This is a genomic window from Phenylobacterium sp. (assembly GCF_030681155.1).
GTDB lineage: Bacteria > Pseudomonadota > Alphaproteobacteria > Caulobacterales > Caulobacteraceae > Phenylobacterium.
The window spans coordinates 1-22,516 of record NZ_JAUXXE010000052.1 but is presented as its reverse complement, the minus strand read 5'-3'; the positions used below and the strand labels follow the sequence as shown (position 1 = coordinate 22,516).

Below are 22,516 nucleotides of genomic sequence, written 5' to 3'. Positions count from 1 at the left end.
GACTGTCGAGGAGGCGCGCGCCATGGTCGCGGCTATCGGTGATGGAGCCAGTTTCTACAAGGTCGGGCTGGAGCTGTTTGCGACCGGCGACGGCATGGTCTTGGCCCGCGAGCTGAAGGCTCAGGGCAAGCAGGTGTTCTTGGACTGGAAGCTGCACGACATCGGCACCACGGTGCAGCGCGCCGCCAGCGTCCTGGCCGATGTCGGCTGCGATTTCCTGACCGTCCACGCCGAGCCGCAGGTCCTGGCCGCCGCGGTGCGCGGCAAGGGGCGCTCGAACCTGAAAATCCTCGGGGTCACGGTGCTGACCAGCCTGAACGACGCCGACCTGATCGAGATGGGTTTCACCGAGACGGCCCGCGCGCTGGTGGAGCGCCGCATCCACCACGCCATTGCGGCCGGCGCTGACGGTGTGATCGCCAGCCCGCATGAGGCGGCCCTAGCCCGCCAGATCGGCGGCAAGGATTTCCTGGTGGTGACGCCCGGCGTGCGCCCCGAGTGGTCGGCCAAGAACGATCAGGCCCGCGCCGCTACGCCGGCTGACGCTCTGCGCGCCGGCGCCAGCCACATCGTCTGCGGCCGTCCGATCACCGCCGCCAACGATCCGCGCGAGGCTGCCCAGCGGGTGGCTGCGGAAATGCTGGGGATTTGATCCCTACCGCTCGTCATCCTCCGGGCTCGCGAAGCGAGATCCGGGAGACCCAAGCGGCCTAGTCAGTTCTGGAACTCAGCTTGGGTCTCCTGGATCGCCTTCGGCGACCAGAGGATGACGAGCAATCAGAAGTCGACGGCGATGCCCTTGCGTTCCCAGTCGCCGAAACGCGTCGGCTCCGGGCCCTTGGGACCGCCGAGCTCGGCGACACGTTCGGCCTCGGCCTGGTCGGCGGCGTGGCGCGCGGCGGCCTCTTCCAGGGCGCGGCGGGCGGCGGGCGTCAGCTCCTTGCCGGGAGCCGCATTGGGCGGGGTTTGATCGCTCATCCCTTCGATTTAGGCGCTTGAAGCTTGATGCGCCAGTGCGGGTGGGCGCAATCGCCGCTTGCCTCAGGCCGCCGATGAGGGCACGCCGCGCCGGTGACTGAAGAACGCGACATTGGCCTGCCCGCCCGTCGGGCCGCCATCGACATCCTTTCCGCCAGCCTCGCCCGCCGCGCCGGCCTGGACGAAGCCCTTTCTCGGCCGCTGTTCAAGGGACTGGAGCCGCGCGACCGCGGGTTCGCCATGGCGCTGGCCATGGCCACTCTGCGCCGGCTGGGGCCGATCGAGCGGGCCCTCGACGCCAAGCTCACCCGGGCTCCGCCGGAAGAGGTTCGCAATATCCTGCGGATCGGCGTGACCCAGGCGTTCCTGATGGATGTGCCGGCCTTCGCCGCCGTGACCACCAGCGTCGATCTCGCCGCCAGCCATTCTTCGACCCGGGCCTTCAAGGGCCTGATCAATGCGGTGCTGCGCGGGCTGCTGCGCGAGCCGCCGAACCTCGACCTGCCCGAGGCGCTGTGCCCGCCCTGGCTCTATGCGCGCTGGACCGCCGCCTTCGGGCGCGAGGCCGCCGACGCCATGGCCGCCCTGATCGCCGACGAGCCGGCCACCGACCTGTCGCTGAAGTCGCCCGACCACGGCGAACGGCTGGCGGCAGAGCTGGAAGGCGAAGTGCTGGCCGGCGGCACTTTGCGCACGGCGCGCAAGGGCGATGTCGCCGCCTGGCCCGCCTATGACGAGGGCCTGTGGTGGGTGCAGGACGCCAGCGCCGCGATCCCGGCCCGCCTGCTGGAAGCCAAGCCCGGCGAGACCGTGCTCGATTTCTGCGCCGCCCCGGGCGGCAAGACCATGCAACTTGCGGCCACTGGCGCCGACGTGGTCGCCGTCGATCGCTCGCCCGCCCGACTGGTCCGGGTGAAGGAAAATCTTGAACGTACAGGGCTGAGCGCCGAGATCGTCGCCGCCGACGCCGGCGAGTGGGCAGACGAGCGCGAGTTCGACGCCGTGCTGCTGGACGCGCCCTGCAGCGCCACCGGCACCTATCGTCGCCACCCCGACGTGCTGTGGGCCGCGCGACCCAGCGATGTCGCCGCCTTGGCGAGCGTCCAAAGCCGCCTGCTGGATTCGGCCGCCAAGCGGACCAAGGTCGGCGGCCGGCTGGTCTATTGCGTCTGTTCGCTGGAGCCGGAGGAAGGCGAGGCCCAGACCACGGCCTTCCTGATGCGCCATCGCGACTTCAAGCTCAGCCCGGCCCAACCGGGCGAGGGCGGGGCGCCATGGGCCAGTCAACTGGCCGATGGAACCCTGCGCCTGTTGCCGCATCATCGGGCTGGAGGCCAGGATGGGTTCTATGTCGCGCGGTTCGTCCGCACAGGGTGAGCGCTCGGCCTTGTCCCTGGGGCGAGGCTTGGCTAAGTCCAGGGCATGACGACTGCACCGATCATCGCCCCATCCATTCTCGCTTCCGACTTTGCCAAGCTGGGCGAGGAAGTCGCCGCCATTGAGGCGGCGGGCGCCGACTGGGTGCATGTGGACGTGATGGACGGCCACTTCGTGCCGAACATCACGCTTGGCCCGGACATTGTGAAGGCCCTGCGGCCGCACGCGAAGATCCCGTTCGACGTCCACCTGATGATCGCGCCGGCCGACCCCTATCTGGAAGCTTTCCGGGAGGCGGGCGCCGACATCATCAGCGTCCACCCGGAGAGCGGCCCCCACCTGAACCGCACCCTGAAGCGCATCCGCGAACTGGGCGCCAAGGCCGGTGTGGTCTTCAATCCCTCGACCGATCCCAGCGTCATCCAGTGGATGATGGATGAGATCGACCTGATCCTGGTCATGTCGATCAATCCCGGCTTCGGCGGGCAGAAGTTCATGCACTCGCAGCTGCGCAAGATCGAAACCCTGCGCAAGATGATCGACGCCACCGGCCGTCATATCGAGCTGGAAGTCGACGGCGGGGTGACGGCTGAAACCGCGCCGCTGTGCATTTCGGCCGGCGCCACGGCCCTGGTCGCCGGCACCGCGGTCTTCAAGGGCGGTCCTTCGAAATACGCCGACAACATCCGCGCGCTGAAGGGCGGCTAGCAGCGTGGCCGGAGCGGTCCCGGCGATTTCGAAAACCACAGGCGGCCTTTGGGGGCTGGCCCTGACGCAGGGCGCGTTGCGGCAGGTCCGACGTGAATGGGCCGGTTCGCCCCTGCACCGCTGGCTGTTGGCGCGGCCGCGTCCCGAGGGATTGGCCGCCTTTCCCAAGGACCCGCGACCCGCCGATAAGGACGCTGGCCGCCGCATATTGGCGGGTCGGTTCACCTTCGCCGGCGTGATGCTCGACGTTGGCGTCGGGGGTGATCCCTGGGACCGGCCGAGCCCGAGCCACGGCTTCGCGGTCGGTCTGCACGGCTTTGATTGGATGCGCGACCTGCTGGTGCTGGGCGATGAGGGCGCGGCCGAGGCGCTGCGCCTGACGCTCGATTGGCGCGGCGTGTTCGGGCGCTGGAACGCCTTTTCTTGGAGCCCCGAGGTCCTGGAGCGGCGTGTGCTGCACCTGGCCTGCGGCGCTAGGGCGATCAGCGCCAAGGCTTCGGACATGGAAGCTGCGCTGATCGCGCTGGATCTGGCGCGCCAAGCTCGGCACCTGATTTCCCTGGTCGATGGGCCGGTGCGGGCGGCCGAACGCGCCGCCGCCACCGCCCTGGCCGGAACCGCGCTTTCGGGCGATGTCGGCGAGAAGCTGATGGCGCAGGGCCTCACGCGGCTGGCTCAAACCTTGCCGGTCACCGTCCAACCGGATGGCGGCCACGCCTCGCGCTGTCCCCGCGCGGCCTTGGAGCTTCTGCTCGATCTTCAGACCCTCGACGAGGCCCTGGTCCAGCGCGGTCGGGTCGCGCCCGAGGAGATGATGCGGGCGATCGACCGCTTGAGCGGGACGGTGCGTTTCTTCACCCTGGCCGACGGGGCCCTGCCTGAGCTTCAGGGAGGCGAGGCCGGCGCGCGAACCTATGTGGCCGCCGCGCGCGCCGCCGAGAACGCCGTGGCGCCGGTTCCAGCTTCCCGCAACGGCTATCATCGGCTCGAAGGTCCCAGCATCCAGGTGTTCGCTGACGGCGCTGCCCCAGCGCAAGGCGCCTGGAGCGTCACCGCCTGCGCCCAGCCGCTGGCCATGGAGGTCCTGGTAGGCGGGCGCCGGCTGATCGCCGCCAGCGCCTGGTCGCCGGAGGCCGCCGGCCCCCAGGCCCTGCGTCTGGTGGACGCGTCCTCGACGCTTTCCCTGGCCGATCAGGCCTGCGGCGAGCCTCTGCGCGGGTTCCGGGCCGCGGCCTTGGGACCAAGGCTGGTCGGCGCCTATGAGAATGTCGAGGCCAAGCGCTATGAGGCCGATGGCGCCCTGTGGCTGGAGTTGTCGCATGACGGCTGGGAAAAGCGGTTCGGCCTGCGGCATGAGCGAAAGCTGTTCCTCGACCTGAACGCCGACGAATTGCGCGGCGAGGATGCGCTGGTCGCCGTTCAGCCGGGTCAGGGCGGCGAGGCGGGGCGGCGGTTCATCCCGTTCACCTCGCGCTTCCACGTCCATCCCGACGTCAGCGCCAGCCTGGCGCGCGATGGCAAGAGCGTGCTGCTGCGCGCCCACGAGGGCGAACCTGGCTGGTGGCTGCGCAACGACGCCCAGTCCGCCGACATCGAGACCTCGGTCTATTTCCAGGACGGCAAGCCGCGCCGCAGCCAGCAGATCGTGCTGCGCGGCCAGGCCCGCGCCGATAGCGGCGCCCGCCTGCGCTGGAAGTTCGCGGCGGCCGAGCCGCACTAAGGGTCGCATTGACCCGCGCGCTCAGTGGGCCTAATTCGACGTCATTCCGCGTGACTGGCGAATGAAGGTGGGCGACCACCGGGGAGCGCGGAATATCTGCATGCCGCTCGCCTGGGCAATTTCCGTGTAACCCCACAGGAGACTGCCATGCCCGCCGCCCCCGATTTCCCGCCCGCACCCGACCTGGTCGCGCCCAAGCGCGCGCTGATCTCTGTCTCCGACAAGACCGGCCTGGTCGAGGCCGCCAAGCTGCTCGCCGAGCATGGTGTTGAGCTGGTCTCCACGGGCGGCACCCGCGCGGCGATCGCTGGGGCAGGCCTGGCGGTGAAGGATGTCTCCGACCTGACCAACTTCCCGGAAATGATGGACGGGCGCGTGAAGACGCTGCATCCCATCGTCCACGGCGGCCTGCTGGGCGTGCGCGACGCGCCCGAACACGCCAAGGCCATGGCCGACCACGGCATCGGCGCCATCGATATCGTCTATGTGAACCTTTATCCGTTCGAGGCCACGGTCGCGAAGGGCGGTTCGTTCGAGGACTGCGTCGAGAACATCGACATCGGCGGTCCGGCCATGGTCCGCTCGGCGGCCAAGAACCACGGCTATGTGGCGATCTGTACCGAGATTTCCGACCTCGAAGAAGTGCTGGCCGAACTGAAGGCGAACGGCGGCACCAGCCTTGCGCTGCGCAAGAAGCTGGCGGCGCGGGCCTATGCTCGGACGGCGTCCTATGATGCGGCGATCTCCGCCTGGTTCGCCAAGGAGCTGGGTGAGGAAGCCCCGCGCCGCCGTGCCTTCGCCGGCGAGCTCGCTCAGACCATGCGCTATGGCGAGAACCCCCATCAGGCGGCCTCGTTCTATCGCTTCGCCAATCCGCGGATCGGGGTGGCGACGGCCAAGCAGCTCCAGGGCAAGGAGCTCAGCTACAACAACATCAACGACACCGACGCCGCCTATGAGTTGATCGCCGAGTTCGACCCGGCCACCGCTCCGGCCTGCGCGATCATCAAGCACGCAAATCCGTGCGGCGTGGCGACCGGCGCCAGCCTGGCCGAGGCCTATGAGCGGGCCCTGGCGTGCGACCCGACCAGCGCCTTCGGCGGCATCGTCGCCTTGAACACCAGGCTGGACGCGACCACCGCGGCCAAGGTGCTCGAAGTCTTCACCGAGGTGGTGATCGCGCCGGACGCCGACGAGGACGCCATCGCGCTGTTCCGCAAGAAGAAGAACGTGCGGCTGCTGGTCACCGGCGGCCTGCCCGACCCGCATACGCCGGGCGAAACCTTCCGCTCGGTCTCGGGAGGCTTCCTGGTGCAGAGCCGTGACACCGCCCATCTGACCGCCGCCGACCTGAAGGTGGTGACCAAGCGCAGCCCTACCGACGAGGAAGTGCGCGACATGCTGTTCGCCTTCACCATCGCCAAGCACGTGAAGTCGAACGCCATCGTCTATGCCCGCCAGGGCCAGACGCTGGGCGTTGGGGCCGGCCAGATGAACCGCAAGGACTCGGCACGTATCGCCGCGCTGCGCGCCGCCGATTTCGGCTTGGACCTCAAGGGCTCAGCCTGTGCTTCTGAAGCCTTCTTCCCGTTCCCGGACGGACTGCTGCAGGCGGCGGACGCCGGCTGCACCGCAGTTATCCAGCCCGGCGGCTCGATTGGCGACGACAAGGTGATCGAGGCGGCCGACGAGCGCGGCATCGCCATGGTGTTCACCGGTGTGCGGGTTTTCCGGCACTAGCACCCGACGTTCATCGCAGACGCAAAACGCCGCCGATCAGCGATGATCGGCGGCGTTTCTGTATGCCCGGGACGCATCCCGCGATGACGAGGGGTTGGAGTTACCCCTTCGCCGTCTCTGCGTTGGCCAGTTCGCGCAGCGCCGCATTGGCGATGGTGAGCTTGGCGAACGTCCAGGGACCACCGGCGGCCTCGATCTCCTCGATCGCCTTGCGGGCGGTTTCGGCGGTGTCGTGGCGCAGGGCGGTCCAGGCTCCGATCGCCGCCTGGGCGGCTTCGTCGCTCTTTCCGGCCTTGGCGTCGGCGCTGTGGGCGATGATCTGCCGGGTCAGGCTGGCCTGCTCGGCCAGCAGGTCCTCGACGAGGCGACGAACGGCTGTGCGCTCGAAGGCGTCGCCGGCCGTGAAACCGGCGCTCGCCGCCCGCAGGCGGTCGAAGGCGAAGCTGCGGCCGACATGGTCATAGAGCCGCGCCGCGTCGGGCAGCGACCAGCTTGACGCCTCCGCCAGATCGACGAGGTCCACAGCCACGGTGAGCGGCTGCAGGTTGGCGACCTTTCGAGCAAGCGCTTCGGGCGCGCCCGCCTCGGTCAGGCGAGCCACCTGGGCTTCCAAGCGTCCGCGTTCCACCGGCGACAAGATATCCGGCAGCAAGGTCGTCAGGGTCGCCGCGCCAGGGCCGTAGCGCTTGATCAGCGCCTCGACGCTGTGACCGCCGCGCGAGGCGCGGCGGGCCAGCCAGAAGGTCTCGCCGCGCAGCGTGTAGGCCAGCCGCCGGTAGAGGGCCATCTGGCCCGCCGCCGGAATCTTGCCGTCGAGCGCTGAGACCGCGTCCCAAAGGGCGTCGAGGCCAAGCACCGCCTTGGCCGCCTCATAGGCTGTGACGAAGGCGGTGACGTCGCAGGAGGCCGCCGACATCAACCGGGTCGGGAAGGATGGCCCGCAACGGTTGACGGCGTCGTTGGCGACCACGGTGGCGATGATCTCGCGGCGCAGGCGGTGACGGCGCAGGGCGTCGTCGTACTTGCGCACGCCTTTTGGGAAGTATCCTTCCAGCAGGGCCTCGAAGTGAGGATCGTCGGCCACCGGGCTGTGGGCCATATCGCCCTTCAACTCCAGCTTGCCATAGGCGAGCAAGACGGCGGCTTCCGGCCGGGTCAGGCCTTTGCCGGCCTGACGGCGTTCGGCAAGCACGGTGGCGTCCGGCAGCCCCTCGACCGCGCGGTCGAGCTGACCGCGGGCTTCCAGGTGGGCCATATAGCGGGCGTGGGGTTCGAGTTCGCCTGCCGCATCCAGGTCCATCAGCGAAAGCGCCAGGGTCTGGTCGTAGTTGTGGGTCAGCACGTGCTCGGCGACGTCCTGCGTCATCGACTTCAGCAACTTGTCGCGCTTGGGCCGATTTAGCACGTCGGTGCGTTCCAGCATGCCGGTGAGGATCTTGATGTTCACCTCATGGTCGGACGAATCCACCCCGGCCGAGTTGTCGATGGCGTCGGTGTTCACCCGGCCGCCGCCCAGGGCGAACTCGATGCGGCCGGCCTGGGTGAGGCCCAGGTTCGCGCCTTCGCCGATCACCTTGACCCGCAGGTCGCCGGCGCTGACGCGCAGGGCGTCATTGGCCTTGTCGCCGACCTCGGCGTTGCTCTCGCCGCGACCCTTCACATAGGTGCCGATGCCGCCGACATAGAGCAACTCAGCCGGCGCCTTCAGAATGGCGTTGATCAGGTCGGCCGGCGCCAGGCTGTCGGCCTCGACGCCCAGCATGGCCTTCACTTCGCGGCTCAGCGGGATCGATTTCTGGCTGCGCGGGAAGACCCCGCCGCCCCTGGAGATCTTCTTGCGGTCGTAGTCGTCCCAGGACGAGCGCGGCAGCTCGAACATCCGCTTACGCTCTTCGTACGACGTCGCCGGATCCGGATTCGGGTCGAAGAAGATATGGCGGTGGTCGAAGGCGGCCTGCAGGCGGATCTGGGTGGACAGCAACATGCCGTTACCGAACACGTCGCCCGACATGTCGCCGACGCCGACCACGGTGAAGGGCTCGGACTGGATGTCCTTGCCCACCTCGCGGAAGTGGCGCTTGACCGCTTCCCACGCCCCGCGCGCGGTGATGCCCATTTCCTTGTGGTCGTAACCGGCCGAACCACCCGAGGCGAAGGCGTCGCCCAGCCAGAAACCGTAGGATTCGGCGATGCCGTTGGCGATGTCGGAGAAGGTGGCCGTGCCCTTGTCGGCCGCCACGACCAGATAGGGGTCGTCCCCATCATGGATCACGACGCCCGGCGGATGCACGATCTTGCCGTCGGCGGTCAGGTTGTCGGTGATGTCGAGCAGACCCTGCAGGAAGGTCGTGTAGGCGCGGATCGCCTCGGCGCGGGTCGCATCCGGAGCGCCGCCCTTGGGCAGTTGCTTGGGATAGAAGCCGCCCTTCGAGCCTACCGGCACGATCACCGCGTTCTTGGTCTGCTGGGCCTTCACCAGGCCGAGCACCTCGGTGCGGAAGTCGTCGCGGCGATCGGACCAGCGCAGGCCGCCGCGGGCCACTGGCCCAAACCGCAGGTGGACGCCTTCGATGTGGGTCGCCCAGACGAAAATCTCGCGATAGGGCTTGGGCAGCGGCAGGTCGGCCAGTTCCCCGGAGGCGACCTTGAAGCTGATATAGGGCTTGGCCCGGCCGTCGGCGCCAGTCTGGTAGTAATTCGTCCGCTTGATCGCCCCGACCAGCAGGGCGATGCGGCGCAGCACGCGGTCGTCGTCCAGGCTGTCGACCTGCTGCAGCGCCTGGACAATCTCCTCCATTACCTGGCCGGCCTGGGCCGTGCGGGTGGGGAGATCGGCCTTGATCGCCGGGTCGAACTTGGTGCGGAACAGGTCGAGGATCAGCCGGGCTACGCCCGGGTGATTGGACAGGGCGGTTTCCTGAACCCGCTGGCTGGGATCGAGGCCCGACTGCTGGCGGTGACGGGCCAGTGCGCGGATCAACGCGGCTTCGCGCCAGGAAATCGACAGTTCGAGCACCAGGCGGTTGAAGCCGTCGCTCTCGGTGTCGCCGGTCCAGACCGCGGTGAAGGCGTCCTCGAAGGCGTGCTTCACCTCGGCGAACACCAGGTGCTCGCCGTGTTGGTCGTCGAGCTCGAACTCGTGAACCCATACGCGGCGGCCACCGGCGCTCATCACCGGGAAGCCGGTCTCGACCATGGCCTTCAGGCCCATGTTCTCGAGGATCGGCAGCACCTCGGCCAGCGGTGCGGGCGAACCGGGCCGGTAGAGCTTGAAGCGCATCTGGGTCTTGGAGTCGGCGGCGCGGCGGAACGCGCGGATCCGCACCGGCTCGCCGGCCGCGAGGCTCTCGATAACGGCGATGTCGGTCAGCGCCTCTTCGGCGTCATAACGCTCGCGATAGCCGGCGGTGAAAGCCTCGGCGTAGCGGGACACCATGTCGGCGACTTCGGCTGTCGCCCGGCCCGAGGCGCGGACGGCGGCGGCGAAGCGATCTTCCCAGGTCCGCGAGGCCGCGGCGATCTCGGTTTCGACCGCCTTGAGGTTGGGCTCAAGATGGTCGCCGGGCTCGAAGCCGATGATGAAGTGAACGCGGGCCAGCGGGCTGCCTGAGAAGCTCGGATGATAGGCGGTGACCCGGCCGCCGTAGGCCTCAGCTAAGATCTCGCCGGCGCGCGCGCGCAGGTCGGAATCGTAGCGTTCGCGCGGCACGAACAGCAGCACTGAGGCGAAGCGGTCGAACGGGTCGCGCCGTTCGAACACCCGAACGCGTGGGCGATCGTTGAGGTGCAGGATCGCCAGCGCGGCGGCCAGCAGCTCATCCTCGGTCGCCTGGAACAGTTCTTCCCGGGGATAGGTCTCCAGGATGTTGCGCAGGCGCTTCTCGTTGTGGCTGCCGGGCGCCTTGCCGGCGCGCTCGAGGACCGCGGCGGCCTTGGCGCGGATCATCGGCACGGCATAGGCCGGCTCGTCATAGGCTTCGACCGTGAAGAGCCCGACGAAGCGGATTTCGCCGGAGGGCTTGCCGTCGGGGCCATAGCGCTTGATCCCGACGTAATCCATGTAGCCGCGGCGGTGGACGCGCGAGCGAAGGTTGGACTTGGCGACGGTGACCGGGTCATTGCTGAAGCTGGCCTGGATCTGGGCGGTCAGCACCGCCGGCTCCGATGATCGGCGCAGCACGGTGCGGGCCGGGTCGCGCAGGACGCCGAGGCCGTCCTCGGGCTGGTACAGCGGTTCTTCCGGGGCGTAGGCGCCGTCCTTCAGGCGCGGATATTCGTAAACCCGGGCGCCCAGATAGACGAAGTGCTCGTCGCGCAGCCAGGCTAGGAATTGGACGTCTTCGTCGCGACCAGCAGTGGCCGGCGCGGCCTCCAGCTCATGGATGGTGCGAGCCATCAGGTCGAGCATGGCCGGGAAGTCGTCCACGGCTGCGCGAACATCGGCCAGGGTGGCTTGCAGGCCCGCGACCAGAGCGGCCTCGCGGTCGGAGCCGACCCGTTCGAGGATCACCTGGATCATCGATTCCTGGCGCGTCTGGCCCTCGGCGAGACGCGCGCCCTTGGCGTTGCGCGCGACCTCGACCACAGGGTGGAACATCGAGCGGACCGACAGGCCCTGGTCGGCGATTTCGCCCATGACGCTGTCGACCAGGAACGGCGCATCGTCTTGCAGGATCTCAAGCCGTTCCAGACCCGGCGCACCCTCGATGGGCGCCAGGCGGATGACAGGCAGCGCGCCCTTGCGCTGCGCCCCGAAGGCCCAGAAGTCGGCTAGCAGAGCGGCCAGCGCCTTGGTCGGAATTTCCGGGAGTTCGTCGGGCGCGGCGTCGTCGGCGGCCTGGACGATGAAGGCGTGGGCGGCGGGAGTTTCGTCGCCGGTGATCTCAGTGAAGGTCGAGATCAGGCCGCGTTGGGCCGTGGTCAACTTGGGGCGTTTTGTCATGTTCAGGCTCCGAGCCGAAGTCCGGACGCGAGAACGCCGCCGGAGGAGAGAGTCCGGCGGCGTGTGGCTCCACCTGGGGGGGGCAGGCGGAGCGCGGGGGGCTCGCAGCGGCGGGGGCTGACGCCTGAGCCGCCTGTGTTTCGGGTGATGCCCGAACGAACTCTAGATAGGTAGGAAACGAACAAGTTGAAGGCCCCGGTTTTCAGACTTTGGGTTCACGCTTGCGTGACGCGGAAGTACGCCGCTCGGTTGCGGGTTTTGCGTCCGGCGAGCCGGTGGGTTTGTGGTCGCGTAGCTTCTCGGGTTCGCCGTCGGCCGAGAGCAGCACGGCCAGCCAGCGGGTGCCGTCGAACTGGGCCAGGATGACCATGGCCATGACGGTCAGAGGTGTGGACAGGAACATGCCCGCCATGCCCCAGATCACGCCCCAGAATGCCAGGCTGAGCAGCACCACGACGGGGTCCATGTTCAGGCTGTCGCCCTGCATGCGCGGCAGGATGATGTTGCCGACCACGAACTGGATGGCTTGCAGCACGGCCAGCAGAATGATCGCGGGCCAGAAGGTGGAGAACTGGATCAAGGCGAAGATCGGCGGCGCCAGGATCCCGACCGCCCCCCCGATCACCGGGATGTAGGAGGCCATAAAGATCAGGAAGGCCCAGAAGACCGCATTGTCTAGGCCGATGACCATCATCGCGATCCAGGACGAGACCGCGATGATCAGGCCGGTGACGGTCTGGACCCACAGGTAGCGCTCCACCCCGTCGCGGATGCGGCGGAACGCCTGGATCGCCTCGTGACGTTCGGCGCTGTGAGGGAAGAGGCCCATCACCTTGCGCTGGAATCCTCGCCGCGAGGCGACGATGAAGCCCAGATAGATCAGGATGAAGAAGGCGTCGGTGGCGAAGCCCTGCAGGCCTTTGGCCACATCGGCCAGATAGGCCCCGGGGTTGAGCTGGGTGAACAGGTCGTTGACTGTCGGCGGCACCGGAATGTCGAGCAGGCCGGCGACCTGGGCGATCAGGCCGTTGAGGCGCGGCGTATAGGCGACGAGCTGTCCGACGAAGGTGGTGGCGTTCTCGGCGATCACGAAGGTCGAGATGCCGAACAGCAATACCGACAGCACGATCGCCAGCGGCAGGGCCGCGCGCTCGCTGACCCAAGGCAGGCGCATGCGGATGACGCGCGCAAACCCGTCCACCATCACCGCCAGGAAGACGGCCAGCGCCAGAGGCGTAAGAATTCCGCGCAGCCAATAGAGGGCAGCGCCCGTCGCGATCACCGCCAGGATGACGAGTGAGACGCGGGTAGTGTTGGACTCGGTGGCGCGGACGGACATTGGTTCTTCTTGCAGCCTCGGTTCCCTGCGACTGTCAGCGCGAGGAAGGGCTACGTCAATTTTGGCTATCCCTACCCCGCTTCGCCGGGGATTGGGAGCATTTATGCCGCTTCACGCCCAAAGAACGGCGTAACGCGATCTTCGAGCGGCGATATTCGGCAATCGTATGTCGTTCTGGGAACAGCGGTGGAAGCCGGACCGTGGTGCGGCTAGCTTCGCCGGGCGATTTAGTTTGCGGAGCGACACATGACCGATGACGTCCTGATCGGCTTTTCGGAGCAACCCGAGTTTCTGCGGCTCGACCGCGCCAACCGGCACGGGCTCGTGGCTGGGGCGACCGGAACCGGCAAGACGGTCACTTTGCAGATCTTGGCCCAAGGCCTCTCCGACGCTGGCGTCCCGGTGTTCGCCGCCGATGTGAAGGGCGATCTCAGCGGGATCGCCGCGATCGGCGCGCCCAACGAGAAGATGCTCGCCCGCGCCGCGTCGATGAACCTGACGCTCAATCCCGCCGCCGCGCCGACGGTGTTCTGGGACCTGTTTGGTGAGCAAGGCCATCCGATCCGCGCGACGGTCTCGGAAATGGGGCCGCTGCTGATCTCGCGGATGCTGGAGCTCAACGACGTCCAAGAAGGCGTGCTGACGGTGGTGTTCCGCGCCGCCGACGATGAGGGGCTGCTGCTGCTCGACCTGAAGGACCTCCAAGCGGCCCTGACCTTCGCCTCCGACAATGCATCGGCCCTCGGCGCCAAATACGGCAACGTCTCGCCGGCCACGGTGGCGACCATCCAGCGCAAGCTGCTGGTGCTGGAAGACCAGGGCGGGGCGGGCCTCTTCGGCGAGCCGGCCTTGCAGCTGTCCGACCTGATGCGCACCGACGGCTCGGGCCGGGGCTATGTGAACATCCTGGCGGCGAATAAGCTGATCGCCAGCCCGCGGCTCTATGCCACCTTCCTGCTCTGGCTGATGAGCGAACTGTTCGAAGAGCTGCCCGAGGTGGGCGATCCGGAAAAGCCGCGCCTGGCCTTCTTCTTTGACGAAGCCCACCTGCTGTTCCGCGATGCGCCCAAGCCGCTGCTGGAAAAGGTGGAGCAGGTGGTGCGCCTGATCCGCTCAAAGGGGGTCGGGGTCTATTTCGTCACCCAGAACCCGGCCGATATTCCCGAGGCGGTGCTGGGCCAACTCGGTAACCGCATCCAGCACGCCCTGCGGGCCTACACCCCGACCGAGCAGAAGGGCCTGAAGGCGGCCTCGAACTCGTTCCGCGCCAATCCGAAGTTCGAGACCGCCGAGGCCATCCAGGGGCTGGGCGTCGGCGAGGCTCTGGTTTCGGTGTTGGATGAGCGGGGAGCGCCGACCGTGGTGCAGAAGACGCTGGTGCGTCCGCCGGTTTCACGCCTGGGACCCATCACCGCCGCCGAGCGGACCGCGATCATGGCGCAGAGCCCGGTGCGCGGTCTCTACGACACCGCCCAGGACCGCGAGAGCGCCTTCGAAAAATTGCAGGCCCGCGCCGCGGCGGCTCAAGCACCCGCTGAGGCCCCGGCTTCCGGCTCGCCGTGGAACCCCGGTCCGGCTCCGGCCCCACGCCCGAAAGCTGCGCCCAAGCCCCGGGCCTCTAACCGCCAATCGATGGGCGAGGCGTTCACGAAGTCGCTGCTGCGGCAGGCGGGCAGCACCATCGCTCGCGAGTTGATGCGCGGCATCATGGGCGGGTTGAAGAAGCGCTAGACGCTCCGCCTCGGAATTGAAAAGGCCCGCCGTCGCCGGCGGGCCTTTTCGTAGAACCAGGCTCTACGGCCTCGTCCTACCCCCGCAATTTACGCAGCAGGACGTCAAGGTCGCGGGCGATCATCGGATCTTCGGCCTTCAGGGCTTCGATCCGGCGCACGGCGTGCAGGACGGTGGTGTGGTCGCGCCCGCCGAAGCGGCGGCCGATGTCGGGCAGGGACCGGGTGGTGATCTGCTTGGCCAGCCACATGGCGACCTGGCGCGGACGCGCCACGACCCGCGCGCGGCGCTCGGAGATCAGGTCGGCCTGCTTCAGTTGATAGTGCTCGGCCACGGTCTTCTGGATCTGATCGACGGTCACCCGGCGCTCGTTGCAGGCCAGGTTGGGCCGCAGGATGGCCTGGGCTTCGTCAAGGGTCATACGCGAAATGTCACCGCCGACGCGGGCCACAAGGGTGTTCAAGGCGCCTTCCAGTTCACGCACGCTGTCGGTGAAGCGGTCGGCGAGGAATTGCAGGACGTCGGCCTGGGCCGAGGGCACGAACTTGCCCTGGGCGGCCAGGGTGGCGAGCTTGCGCTCAAGAATGCCGAGGCGAAGGGTGCGGTCGGCAGGCTCGATGCCGCAGACCAGGCCGGCCTGCAGGTGCGAGCGCAGGCGCGCGTCCATTTCAGTGAGTTCGGAGGGGGAGCGGTCGGCGGTCATCACCACGCGGCGGCCGTCCTCGACGAGAGCGAGCAGGGTATGGAACAGTTCCTCTTGGGTGGACGACTTGCCGGCGACGAACTGAACGTCGTCGATCAGCAGCAGGTCGGCGTTGCGTAGCTCATCCTTGAACGCGGCGGTCTGGCGGTCCTGGACCGCTTTCACGAAGGTCGAGGTGAAGCGCTCTGCAGTGATGTAGACCACCCGCTTGGTCGGGGCCGTCTGCATGGCCTCCCAGGCGAGCGCGTTGAGCAGGTGGGTCTTCCCGAAGCCGTAGGGGCCGTGGAAGATCACCGGGTTGAAGTGACCGTCCGACCAGGCCGCGACCCGGCGGGCCACGGCGAAGGCGAACTCGTTGCCGGGACCCGATACGAAGGTCTCGAACGAGAAGCGGTCCTGGAGGCCTTGCTGGCGACCCGCGCGGGCGGCGGGAGCCGACACCTCGACCGGAACCTCGATCTCGATCACTTCAGCCTGGGTCGGTGCAGCCGCGGCGGTGGCCACAGCGTCCGCATAGCCGGCCGGAGCCGGACCCTGGGCGTCAAACTCCATTCGCGACTTCAGGTCCAGATTGCGACCCATCGGATCGTTCTGCGCCCAGAGTTCGCCGATCCGGCGCCAAGCATGGCGACGGATCCAGTCACGCGCCACGCCGGTGGCCGCGACCAGACACAGTTCCTCGCCGCGTTCCCGCAGAGCAGCCTGCCCCAGCCACGACCCAAAGGTGGCCTCACCGAGCTCGCGCTTCAGCGCGACGCAGGTTTTGGTCCAGACAGCGACGGCCGGTGTCTCGGCAACAGAACCCGCAAAGCCCCCAGTGGCCATCATTCGAACCTCTCTTATTGTCATCCGTCAGCGCCCCCGCAGCGGAACAACTTTGTTAAGCAAACACAAAGCCTTAACCGGCGAGCGCATAGCCCCCGCCGCCGCCTTTTTTCATCCGAGATCAGATGGAAGGACGTCTTGAGACTTGTCACCCTAGTCAGAGCGACTAGGGGGTCAACGGTGATTCTTCGCGGCTCCAGCGGATATTTCCGTTGACTCAAAACCAGTGCCCGCAGGGCAAGGGAATCCGAATTTCAACGTTCCGTTAACTGACTGGAATCGCCGCACGCGCGAACATTTAGATGCAGCGCAAAAAGAAACGCCCGCAGGTCTCTCAACCCGCGGGTGCGTCAAAAGTCTTGTTAGTTCTGTGGTTAATGGTCGAGCTCTAGGCCCGAGCAGCAACTCAGGCGGCAGCCATCTTCTTCAGCTGCGCGGCCAGGCGGGACACCTTGCGTGAACCCGTGTTCTTGTGGACGACGCCCTTGGTCACAGCGCGCATCAGCTCGCTCTGCGCTTCGACGAACGCGGTCTTGGCGACGGCGGGATCGCCGGCGGCCAGGGCCTCTTCGAACTTGCGCAGATAGGTGCGCACGCGCGAACGGCGGGCTTTGTTCACTTCGGTGCGGCGGGCGATCTTGCGGACCGCCTTCTTGGCGCCGGGCGTATTGGCCATGTGTCAGCTCTCAAAACGGGTCGCGCCCGGACCTTCGCCCGGGCGGGTAAATCGGAGGCGCGGATATACGGGACGAAGGTCCCCGGGTCAATGCGCCCCCGACGAGTTTAATCCACAAGGCTGAAGTCGGGCCGTGCGGGGCGGGTCACGAACAAGGGTCAGGAGCCCTTGAAGTCGGGTTTGCGCTTTTCGATGAAGGCGGCCATGCCCTCCTTTTGGTCATCGAAGGCGAACAGCGAGTGGAACAGGCGGCGCTCCAGGGCCACGCCGGTGGCCAGGGTGGTCTCATAGGCGGCCTCGACCAGTTCCTTGTTCATCTTGACGGCCAACGGCGATTGGCCGGCGATCTTGGTCGCCGCGGCCATGGCCTCTTCGATCAGCTTGTCACCGGCCACCACCCGCGAGACCAGGCCAGAACGCTCGGCCTCGGCGGAGTCCATCATCCGGCCGGTCAGGATCATCTCCATGGCCTTGGACTTGCCGATGAAGCGGGTCAGGCGCTGGGTGCCGCCGATGCCGGGCGCGACGCCCAGATTGATCTCAGGCTGTCCGAACTTGGCGCTCTCGGCGGCGATAATGAAGTCGCACAGCATGGCCAGCTCGCAGCCGCCGCCCAGCGCGTAGCCGGACACCGCCGCAATGATCGGCTTGCGGAACTGCTCGATCCGCCGGGCGCTAGCCCCGAAGAAGTCTTCGCTGAACATCTGGGCGTAGGTCTTGGTCGACATCTCCTTGATGTCGGCGCCGGCGGCGAAGGCGCGATCCGACCCGGTCAACACGACGCAGCCCACGGCCGCATCGGCCTCGGCCACGTCTAGCGCGGCGGAAAGCTCACCGAGAAGCTGGCTGTTCAGCGCATTCAGCGCCTCTGGCCGGTTCAGGCGGATCAGGGTCACGCCGTCTGTCGTCTCGACGATCAGGGTCTCGTAGCTCATGGCCGTCTCCGTCGGAATTGGTGGATCGGGCTTAAGGCCCCTCGACCGAATAGCCAAGCGCGCGGAGCCGGGCCGGAAGGCCGTCCTCGCCGACCAAGTGGCCGACCCCGACCACGACGACGGTGGAGCCTGAGCCGTCCATCCGGGTCTTCAGTTCGGCGATCCAGCGTTCGTTCCGCTCGGTGACCAGCCGGGCGTAGAGGCCGGGCGCCGCCTTGCGCAGCGGGCCGAGGGCGTCCTCGTCCAGCGCCTTCAGGTCGCCCTTGAGCCAATGGCCGATCAGTTCGTCATAGGCGTTCGGGTTGGAGTTCAGTTCGCGTAGGGACTCTTCCAGAGAGGCGATCTGCTGGGCGCGGGGGGCGGAGTCGAAGATCGCGATCTGCTCCTCGGGCGTTTCGAAGGCCCGCCGCTTGGCGGTGGGCGGGGCCGTGGCGGCGATCGACTTTTCGACCCCGGAATTGGCGTCGGCCCCGGCCTTCACGAACTCGGCGCTGGCCAGGATGACTTCAGCGAACCAGGGCTCGAAGCGGTCGAGCACGGCCATGCTGACGCCGAGGCTCTCGGCGGCGGCTTCCAGGCGCTTGGCGCCCTCCGGCGACAGCAGCTTGGACAGGGATTGGCCTTCCGGCAGCCGGCCCATGCTGGCGGCCAGTTGCCCGACCCGCGCCTCGGAAACCGGGTCGATCGGTAGTTCGAACCAGAGGTCGTCCGCCTTGGCCAGGGCCGCGTCCAGGGCCTTGGGCCGCCAGTCGAGCCCGGGCGGCAGGACGTGGACCGAACCGAAGATCAGGATCTCGGAGTCGGCGTCGCGCACGGTCCACACCGGCGGGCGGGCCTGGGCCTCGCCCTGGGCGCAGCCTGCGAGCACCAGGCCGGCGAGGGTCGCCGCCAGAACGCGTTTCAACATGGGGGTCACTTCTGGCAGACGGAGCAAAAGAAGGTCGAGCGGCCGGCCTGGACTTCCCGGCAGATAACGCCCTTGCAGCCGTCGTTCAGGCACGGCTCGCCCTCGCGGTCATAGGCGCGGAAGCGGTGCTGGAAGTAGCCCAGCGCACCATCGGCGGCGGCGTAGTCGCGCAAGGTCGAGCCGCCGGCCTCGATGGCCTCGTCCAGCACGTCGCGGATGATGCCGACCAGCGGTTTGATCTGGGCTGGCCTAAGCGTTCCAGCAGGCTTGAATGGCGAGATCCGCGCCCGGTTGAGCGCCTCGCACACATATATATTGCCTAGGCCGGCTACCACGCGCTGGTCGAGCAGCAGGGTCTTTGGGCCTTGCTTGCGGCCAGCGAAGGCGTCGATCAGTCGCTGGGCGTCGAAGGCGTCTGACAGCGGCTCGGGCCCGAGGCCGGCGAACCAGGGATGTTCGGCCAGGGTCTCGGTGCCGATCAGCGCCATGTAGCCGAAGCGTCGGGGGTCGTAATAGGTGACCCGCCCCCCGCCATCGGTTTCGAAGACCACATGGGCGTGCTTGGGATCGGGATCAGGGGCGTAGTGAAACTCGCCGGGTCGGGTCGAGCCCTCCGGCCCTTCTTTCCTGGAGTTGGCGATCTCGAACCGGCCGCTCATCCCTAGGTGCATGACCAGGGTCTCGCCGCGGTCGAGCACCGCCATCAGATATTTCGCCCGTCGCTCCAGGCGTTCGATCGTGGCTCCGGTCAGGCGTTGGACGAAGCCGTCCGGGAAGGGAAAGCGCAGATCGGCGCGGCGGGCCTCGACGCGAGACAGGCGCTGGCCTTCGAGAACCGGCTGCAGGCCGCGCCGGACCGTTTCGACCTCGGGAAGTTCGGGCATGGAGTGGAAGTGGCATGCCAGGACCCGAACGACAACCCGCGCCCCCGCTGGCGCGTCTCGCGTGCGCGAGCTAATACCCTCCTCATGACAGGACCTGCCGCCACCTTCGGATTCCGCGACGTCGATCCGGCTGAAAAGCCCGGCCTGGTGCGCGGGGTCTTCGACCGCGTCGCCAGCCGCTATGACCTGATGAACGACCTGATGAGCGGGGGCGTCCACCGGTTGTGGAAGGACGCTGTCGCCGCGCGGCTCAATCCTCAGCCCGGGGAAGTCATCATCGACTGCGCCGGCGGCACCGGCGATATGGCGCGCCGCTTCGCCAAGATGGCCCGCAGCGCCCAGGAGCGTCGCGGCGGCCCGGACGCCTCGGTGATGGTCATCGACTACAATGCCGAGATGATCGCCGCTGGTCGCCAAAAGGGCGGCGAGCCGGAGATCACCTGGACCGTCGGCGACGCCCAGAACCTGCCGCTGCCTGACGCCTGCGCCAACGCCTATGTGATCTCGTTCGGCATCCGCAACGTCACCGACGTCTCGGCCGCCCTGCGCGAGGCGCGCCGGGTGTTGAAGCCGGGCGGGCGTTTCCTGTGTCTCGAATTCTCGCAGCCGCCAGCCGAGGCGTTGCGCAAGGCCTATGACGCCTATTCCTTCAAGGTGATCCCGGCCATCGGCCAGGTCGTGCTGAAGGATCGTGACAGCTACCAGTACCTGGTCGAGAGCATTCGCCGGTTCCCGGACCAGCGGACCTTCGTGGACATGATCGAAAAGGCGGGCTTCAGCCGCGCCGGCTACACCAATTTCACCGGCGGCGTGGCGGCCATGCACCACGGCTGGGCGATCTAGTTCAATGGGAAGTGTTGCGGCGTTCGGTCGGCTGACAGCGGCGGCGTGGTCGCTGGCGCGCAATGACGCCTTGTTGCCGCGGGAGCTGGACGCCCTCTATCCGCCCAGTCTCAGCGCCCTGTCCAAGAGCCTGCAGGTCTTCGCCGGACGCCAGGCCCGCGACGGCCGGCCTGGGGAGCGGTTGGCGCGGTCGCTGGAGAAGCTGGGGCCGGTGGCGATCAAACTCGGCCAACTTCTCTCCACTCGGGCGGACATCTTTGGGGCTCCGTTCGCCGAAGACCTGTCTCGGCTGAAGGACAAGCTCGAGCCTTTCCCGACTGACGTGGCGCGGCGTGAGGTCGAGGCGACGCTTGGCCGCCCTGTAGAGGCGCTGTTCTCGCGGTTCGGCGAGCCGGTGGCGGCGGCCTCGCTGGCCCAGGCCCATGACGCGACCCTGATCGACGGCCGCCGGGTGGCGGTGAAGGTGCTGCGTCCCGGCATTGAGCGCCGGGTGGCGCAGGACGCCGAGGTGCTAAATCTCGCGGCGCGGATCGCCGAGCGCTGGTCGGTCGCCGCGCGCCGGTTGGAGCCGCGCGCCCTGGCCGAGACGGTGATCCGGGCGACGGAGCTTGAGCTCGACTTCCGGCTGGAGGCGGCTGGCGGCGACGAGCTGGCCGAGGTGATGGCCAAGGACGGCTACATGTCCGCGCCCAAGGTGGTGTGGGACGGGGTCGGCAAGCGGGTCTTGACCCAGGAGTGGGCGGGCGGCACGCCGCTGTCGGAAGCCGCCGCGCTCGAATTGCCGGGCCTGGATCGTCCGGCCCTGGCCGACAACTTGATCCGCGCCTTCCTGGCCCAGGCCCTGGACCACGGGGTGTTCCATGCCGACCTCCACGAGGGAAACCTGTTCGTGGCCGCTCCGGCCCAGGTGACCGCGATCGACTTCGGGATCATCGGCCGGCTGGCCCCGGCCGAGCGGCGGTATCTGGCGGAAATTCTCTGGGGGTTCCTGGAGCGCGACTACGAAAAGGTCGCCCAGACCCACTTCGACGCCGGCTACGTGCCGCGCACCCATTCGGTCTCGGCCTTCGCCCAGGCCCTGCGCGCGGTCGGCGAGCCGGTGTTCGGCCGCGCGGCCAGCGATGTCTCGATGAGCCGGGTGCTGACCCAGTTGTTCGAGATCACCGCCCTGTTCGACATGCGCCTGCAGCCGCAACTGGTGCTGCTGCAGAAGACCATGATGACCGTCGAGGGCGTCGCGCGCCGCATCGATCCCGAGCATGACATCTGGCGGGCCGCCGATCCGGTGGTGCGACGCTGGATGCTTCGCGAACTCGGTCCCGCCGCCCGCGCCAAGCGGTTCGCCGAGGAGGGTCTGGAGGCGCTGCGCAATCTCGCGCGCCTGGTGGAGAACCCTCCGCTGCCGGCGGTGGCCGTGGTCGCGCAGGGCAAGGGCTCGCCCTTCGCCTGGTTCGCCATCGGCGCGGCTGTGTCGGGCCTGACCTTCCTGCTGGCGGCTTGGGTTTTTTAGGGAGCGGCCCTGCTCCGCCCTTGCGAGGACGTAGACCCCGCCCACGGCCTACGGTTCTGACGGCAGCCGCATCTTCGCGACCCACTCTTCGGTGGTGAGTTCGTCCATGCCCGCGTGGTCCAACCTCGTCATGCGGTTGTCGTGGAAGACGATGGTCTTGCCGATGGTCGGCATGGCGGCCACCTCGACCCGGGCGCGTTCGCCGACCGTCAGATAGACGAGATCGTCTTCGCCGGTGTTGACGATGCTGTGGATCACGCCGTCTGTCGGGAATCCCACATAGTCGCCGGGGCCAATGAGATGGCGGACGCCGTCCAGGATCACCTCGCCAGCGCCTTCAATCACGAACACCAGTTCCTCCTCCACCAGATGCGCATGGGGGATGAAGCTCTCTTTGCCCGGTGGGATGCGGATCAGGTTTGCGCCTAGCCGCTTCAGGCCGCTCATATCGCCCAGTCGGACCATGCGCATTTCGGACGCCGGATTGAACGGGTGGCGGCCGGGCGGCGCTCGCTCCCAGTCGACATCGTCAGCCCGGATGACGTGGCGGGTCACTCGGCCCGCGCGCTGTCCGAACGCGAAGCCTGGCGCCGGGCCATGCTCGCCTTCTGCTCTTCCCAATAGGCCGGGCCGTCGTCCGGCTTGAACATGGTGCGTGGCGATCCAGCCTTGGTGACCACGGCAAAGACGTTGCCCTT

General features: G+C 67.8%; 17 protein-coding genes and 1 riboswitch. Of the genes, 8 read left to right on the top strand and 9 right to left on the bottom strand.

Going from position 1 to position 22,516, the window contains the following annotated elements; genetic code table 11:
* Window positions 1-652, top strand: a 652-nt coding sequence (gene pyrF, locus Q8M13_RS13430) for an orotidine-5'-phosphate decarboxylase (protein ID WP_305300478.1), incomplete at its 5' end; no start/stop codon positions are given.
* Between the two features lie 125 nt (window positions 653-777).
* Here the strand turns inward: pyrF and Q8M13_RS13425 are convergent.
* A complete protein-coding gene (locus Q8M13_RS13425; RefSeq protein ID WP_305300477.1) occupies window positions 778-978 on the bottom strand; it encodes a DUF1674 domain-containing protein in 201 nt (66 codons plus the stop codon).
* Window positions 979-1,071: 93 nt separating this feature from the next.
* Here Q8M13_RS13425 and Q8M13_RS13420 point away from each other — a divergent pair, with 93 nt between their 5' ends.
* From Q8M13_RS13420 to purH, 4 genes are all read left to right on the top strand, one after another.
* Window positions 1,072-2,355 carry an RsmB/NOP family class I SAM-dependent RNA methyltransferase gene (locus Q8M13_RS13420; protein WP_305300476.1) on the top strand — a complete coding sequence of 428 codons (1,284 nt, stop codon included), beginning with the start codon at window positions 1,072-1,074 and terminating at the stop codon, window positions 2,353-2,355.
* 45 nt (window positions 2,356-2,400) lie between these two features.
* Window positions 2,401-3,063, top strand: coding sequence for a ribulose-phosphate 3-epimerase (gene rpe / locus Q8M13_RS13415; RefSeq protein WP_305300475.1), 663 nt, complete (start codon window positions 2,401-2,403; stop codon window positions 3,061-3,063).
* A gap of 4 nt (window positions 3,064-3,067) precedes the next feature.
* The gene (locus tag Q8M13_RS13410) at window positions 3,068-4,783 is read left to right on the top strand and encodes a heparinase II/III family protein (protein ID WP_305300474.1); all 1,716 of its coding nucleotides are present in this window, start codon (window positions 3,068-3,070) and stop codon (window positions 4,781-4,783) included.
* A gap of 40 nt (window positions 4,784-4,823) precedes the next feature.
* Window positions 4,824-4,907, top strand: a riboswitch (ZMP/ZTP riboswitch).
* Window positions 4,908-4,930: 23 nt separating this feature from the next.
* The gene (gene purH, locus Q8M13_RS13405; protein WP_305300473.1) at window positions 4,931-6,523 is read left to right on the top strand and encodes a bifunctional phosphoribosylaminoimidazolecarboxamide formyltransferase/IMP cyclohydrolase; all 1,593 of its coding nucleotides are present in this window, start codon (window positions 4,931-4,933) and stop codon (window positions 6,521-6,523) included.
* Window positions 6,524-6,623: 100 nt separating this feature from the next.
* On the opposite strand, the gene Q8M13_RS13400 is transcribed toward purH, so the two are convergent.
* Both Q8M13_RS13400 and Q8M13_RS13395 read right to left on the bottom strand, forming a co-directional pair.
* On the bottom strand, window positions 6,624-11,465 hold the full coding sequence (locus tag Q8M13_RS13400) for an NAD-glutamate dehydrogenase (protein WP_305300472.1): 4,842 nt from the start codon (window positions 11,463-11,465) through the stop codon (window positions 6,624-6,626).
* 202 nt (window positions 11,466-11,667) lie between these two features.
* Window positions 11,668-12,804, bottom strand: a complete 1,137-nt coding sequence (locus tag Q8M13_RS13395; RefSeq protein ID WP_305300471.1) for an AI-2E family transporter — start codon at window positions 12,802-12,804, stop codon at window positions 11,668-11,670.
* 246 nt (window positions 12,805-13,050) lie between these two features.
* On the opposite strand from Q8M13_RS13395, the gene Q8M13_RS13390 reads away from it, so the two are divergent.
* Entirely contained in the window at window positions 13,051-14,535 is a 1,485-nt protein-coding gene (locus Q8M13_RS13390) for a helicase HerA-like domain-containing protein (protein ID WP_305300470.1), read from the top strand.
* A gap of 76 nt (window positions 14,536-14,611) precedes the next feature.
* On the opposite strand, the gene dnaA is transcribed toward Q8M13_RS13390, so the two are convergent.
* From dnaA to mutM, 5 genes are all read right to left on the bottom strand, one after another.
* Window positions 14,612-16,066 carry a chromosomal replication initiator protein DnaA gene (gene dnaA, locus Q8M13_RS13385; protein ID WP_370870053.1) on the bottom strand — a complete coding sequence of 485 codons (1,455 nt, stop codon included), beginning with the start codon at window positions 16,064-16,066 and terminating at the stop codon, window positions 14,612-14,614.
* 403 nt (window positions 16,067-16,469) lie between these two features.
* A complete protein-coding gene (gene rpsT / locus Q8M13_RS13380) occupies window positions 16,470-16,739 on the bottom strand; it encodes a 30S ribosomal protein S20 (RefSeq protein ID WP_305300468.1) in 270 nt (89 codons plus the stop codon).
* A 158-nt stretch (window positions 16,740-16,897) separates the two neighbouring features.
* Entirely contained in the window at window positions 16,898-17,674 is a 777-nt protein-coding gene (locus Q8M13_RS13375; RefSeq protein WP_305300467.1) for an enoyl-CoA hydratase, read from the bottom strand.
* A 31-nt stretch (window positions 17,675-17,705) separates the two neighbouring features.
* A complete protein-coding gene (locus tag Q8M13_RS13370) occupies window positions 17,706-18,581 on the bottom strand; it encodes a TraB/GumN family protein (RefSeq protein ID WP_305300466.1) in 876 nt (291 codons plus the stop codon).
* Between the two features lie 5 nt (window positions 18,582-18,586).
* Window positions 18,587-19,465: a bifunctional DNA-formamidopyrimidine glycosylase/DNA-(apurinic or apyrimidinic site) lyase gene (gene mutM, locus Q8M13_RS13365; RefSeq protein WP_305300465.1), complete on the bottom strand. Its 879-nt coding sequence runs from the start codon at window positions 19,463-19,465 to the stop codon at window positions 18,587-18,589.
* Window positions 19,466-19,549: 84 nt separating this feature from the next.
* Between mutM and Q8M13_RS13360 the strand changes: the two genes are divergently transcribed.
* The gene (locus Q8M13_RS13360) at window positions 19,550-20,308 is read left to right on the top strand and encodes a class I SAM-dependent methyltransferase (RefSeq protein WP_305300463.1); all 759 of its coding nucleotides are present in this window, start codon (window positions 19,550-19,552) and stop codon (window positions 20,306-20,308) included.
* Window positions 20,309-20,312: 4 nt separating this feature from the next.
* A complete protein-coding gene (gene ubiB / locus Q8M13_RS13355; protein ID WP_305300462.1) occupies window positions 20,313-21,818 on the top strand; it encodes a 2-polyprenylphenol 6-hydroxylase in 1,506 nt (501 codons plus the stop codon).
* Window positions 21,819-21,866: 48 nt separating this feature from the next.
* Here ubiB and Q8M13_RS13350 read toward each other — a convergent pair whose 3' ends face one another.
* Complete coding sequence (locus tag Q8M13_RS13350; protein WP_305300460.1) at window positions 21,867-22,373, bottom strand: cupin domain-containing protein; 507 nt, start codon at window positions 22,371-22,373, stop codon at window positions 21,867-21,869.
* Between the last annotated feature and the right edge of the window lie 143 nt (window positions 22,374-22,516).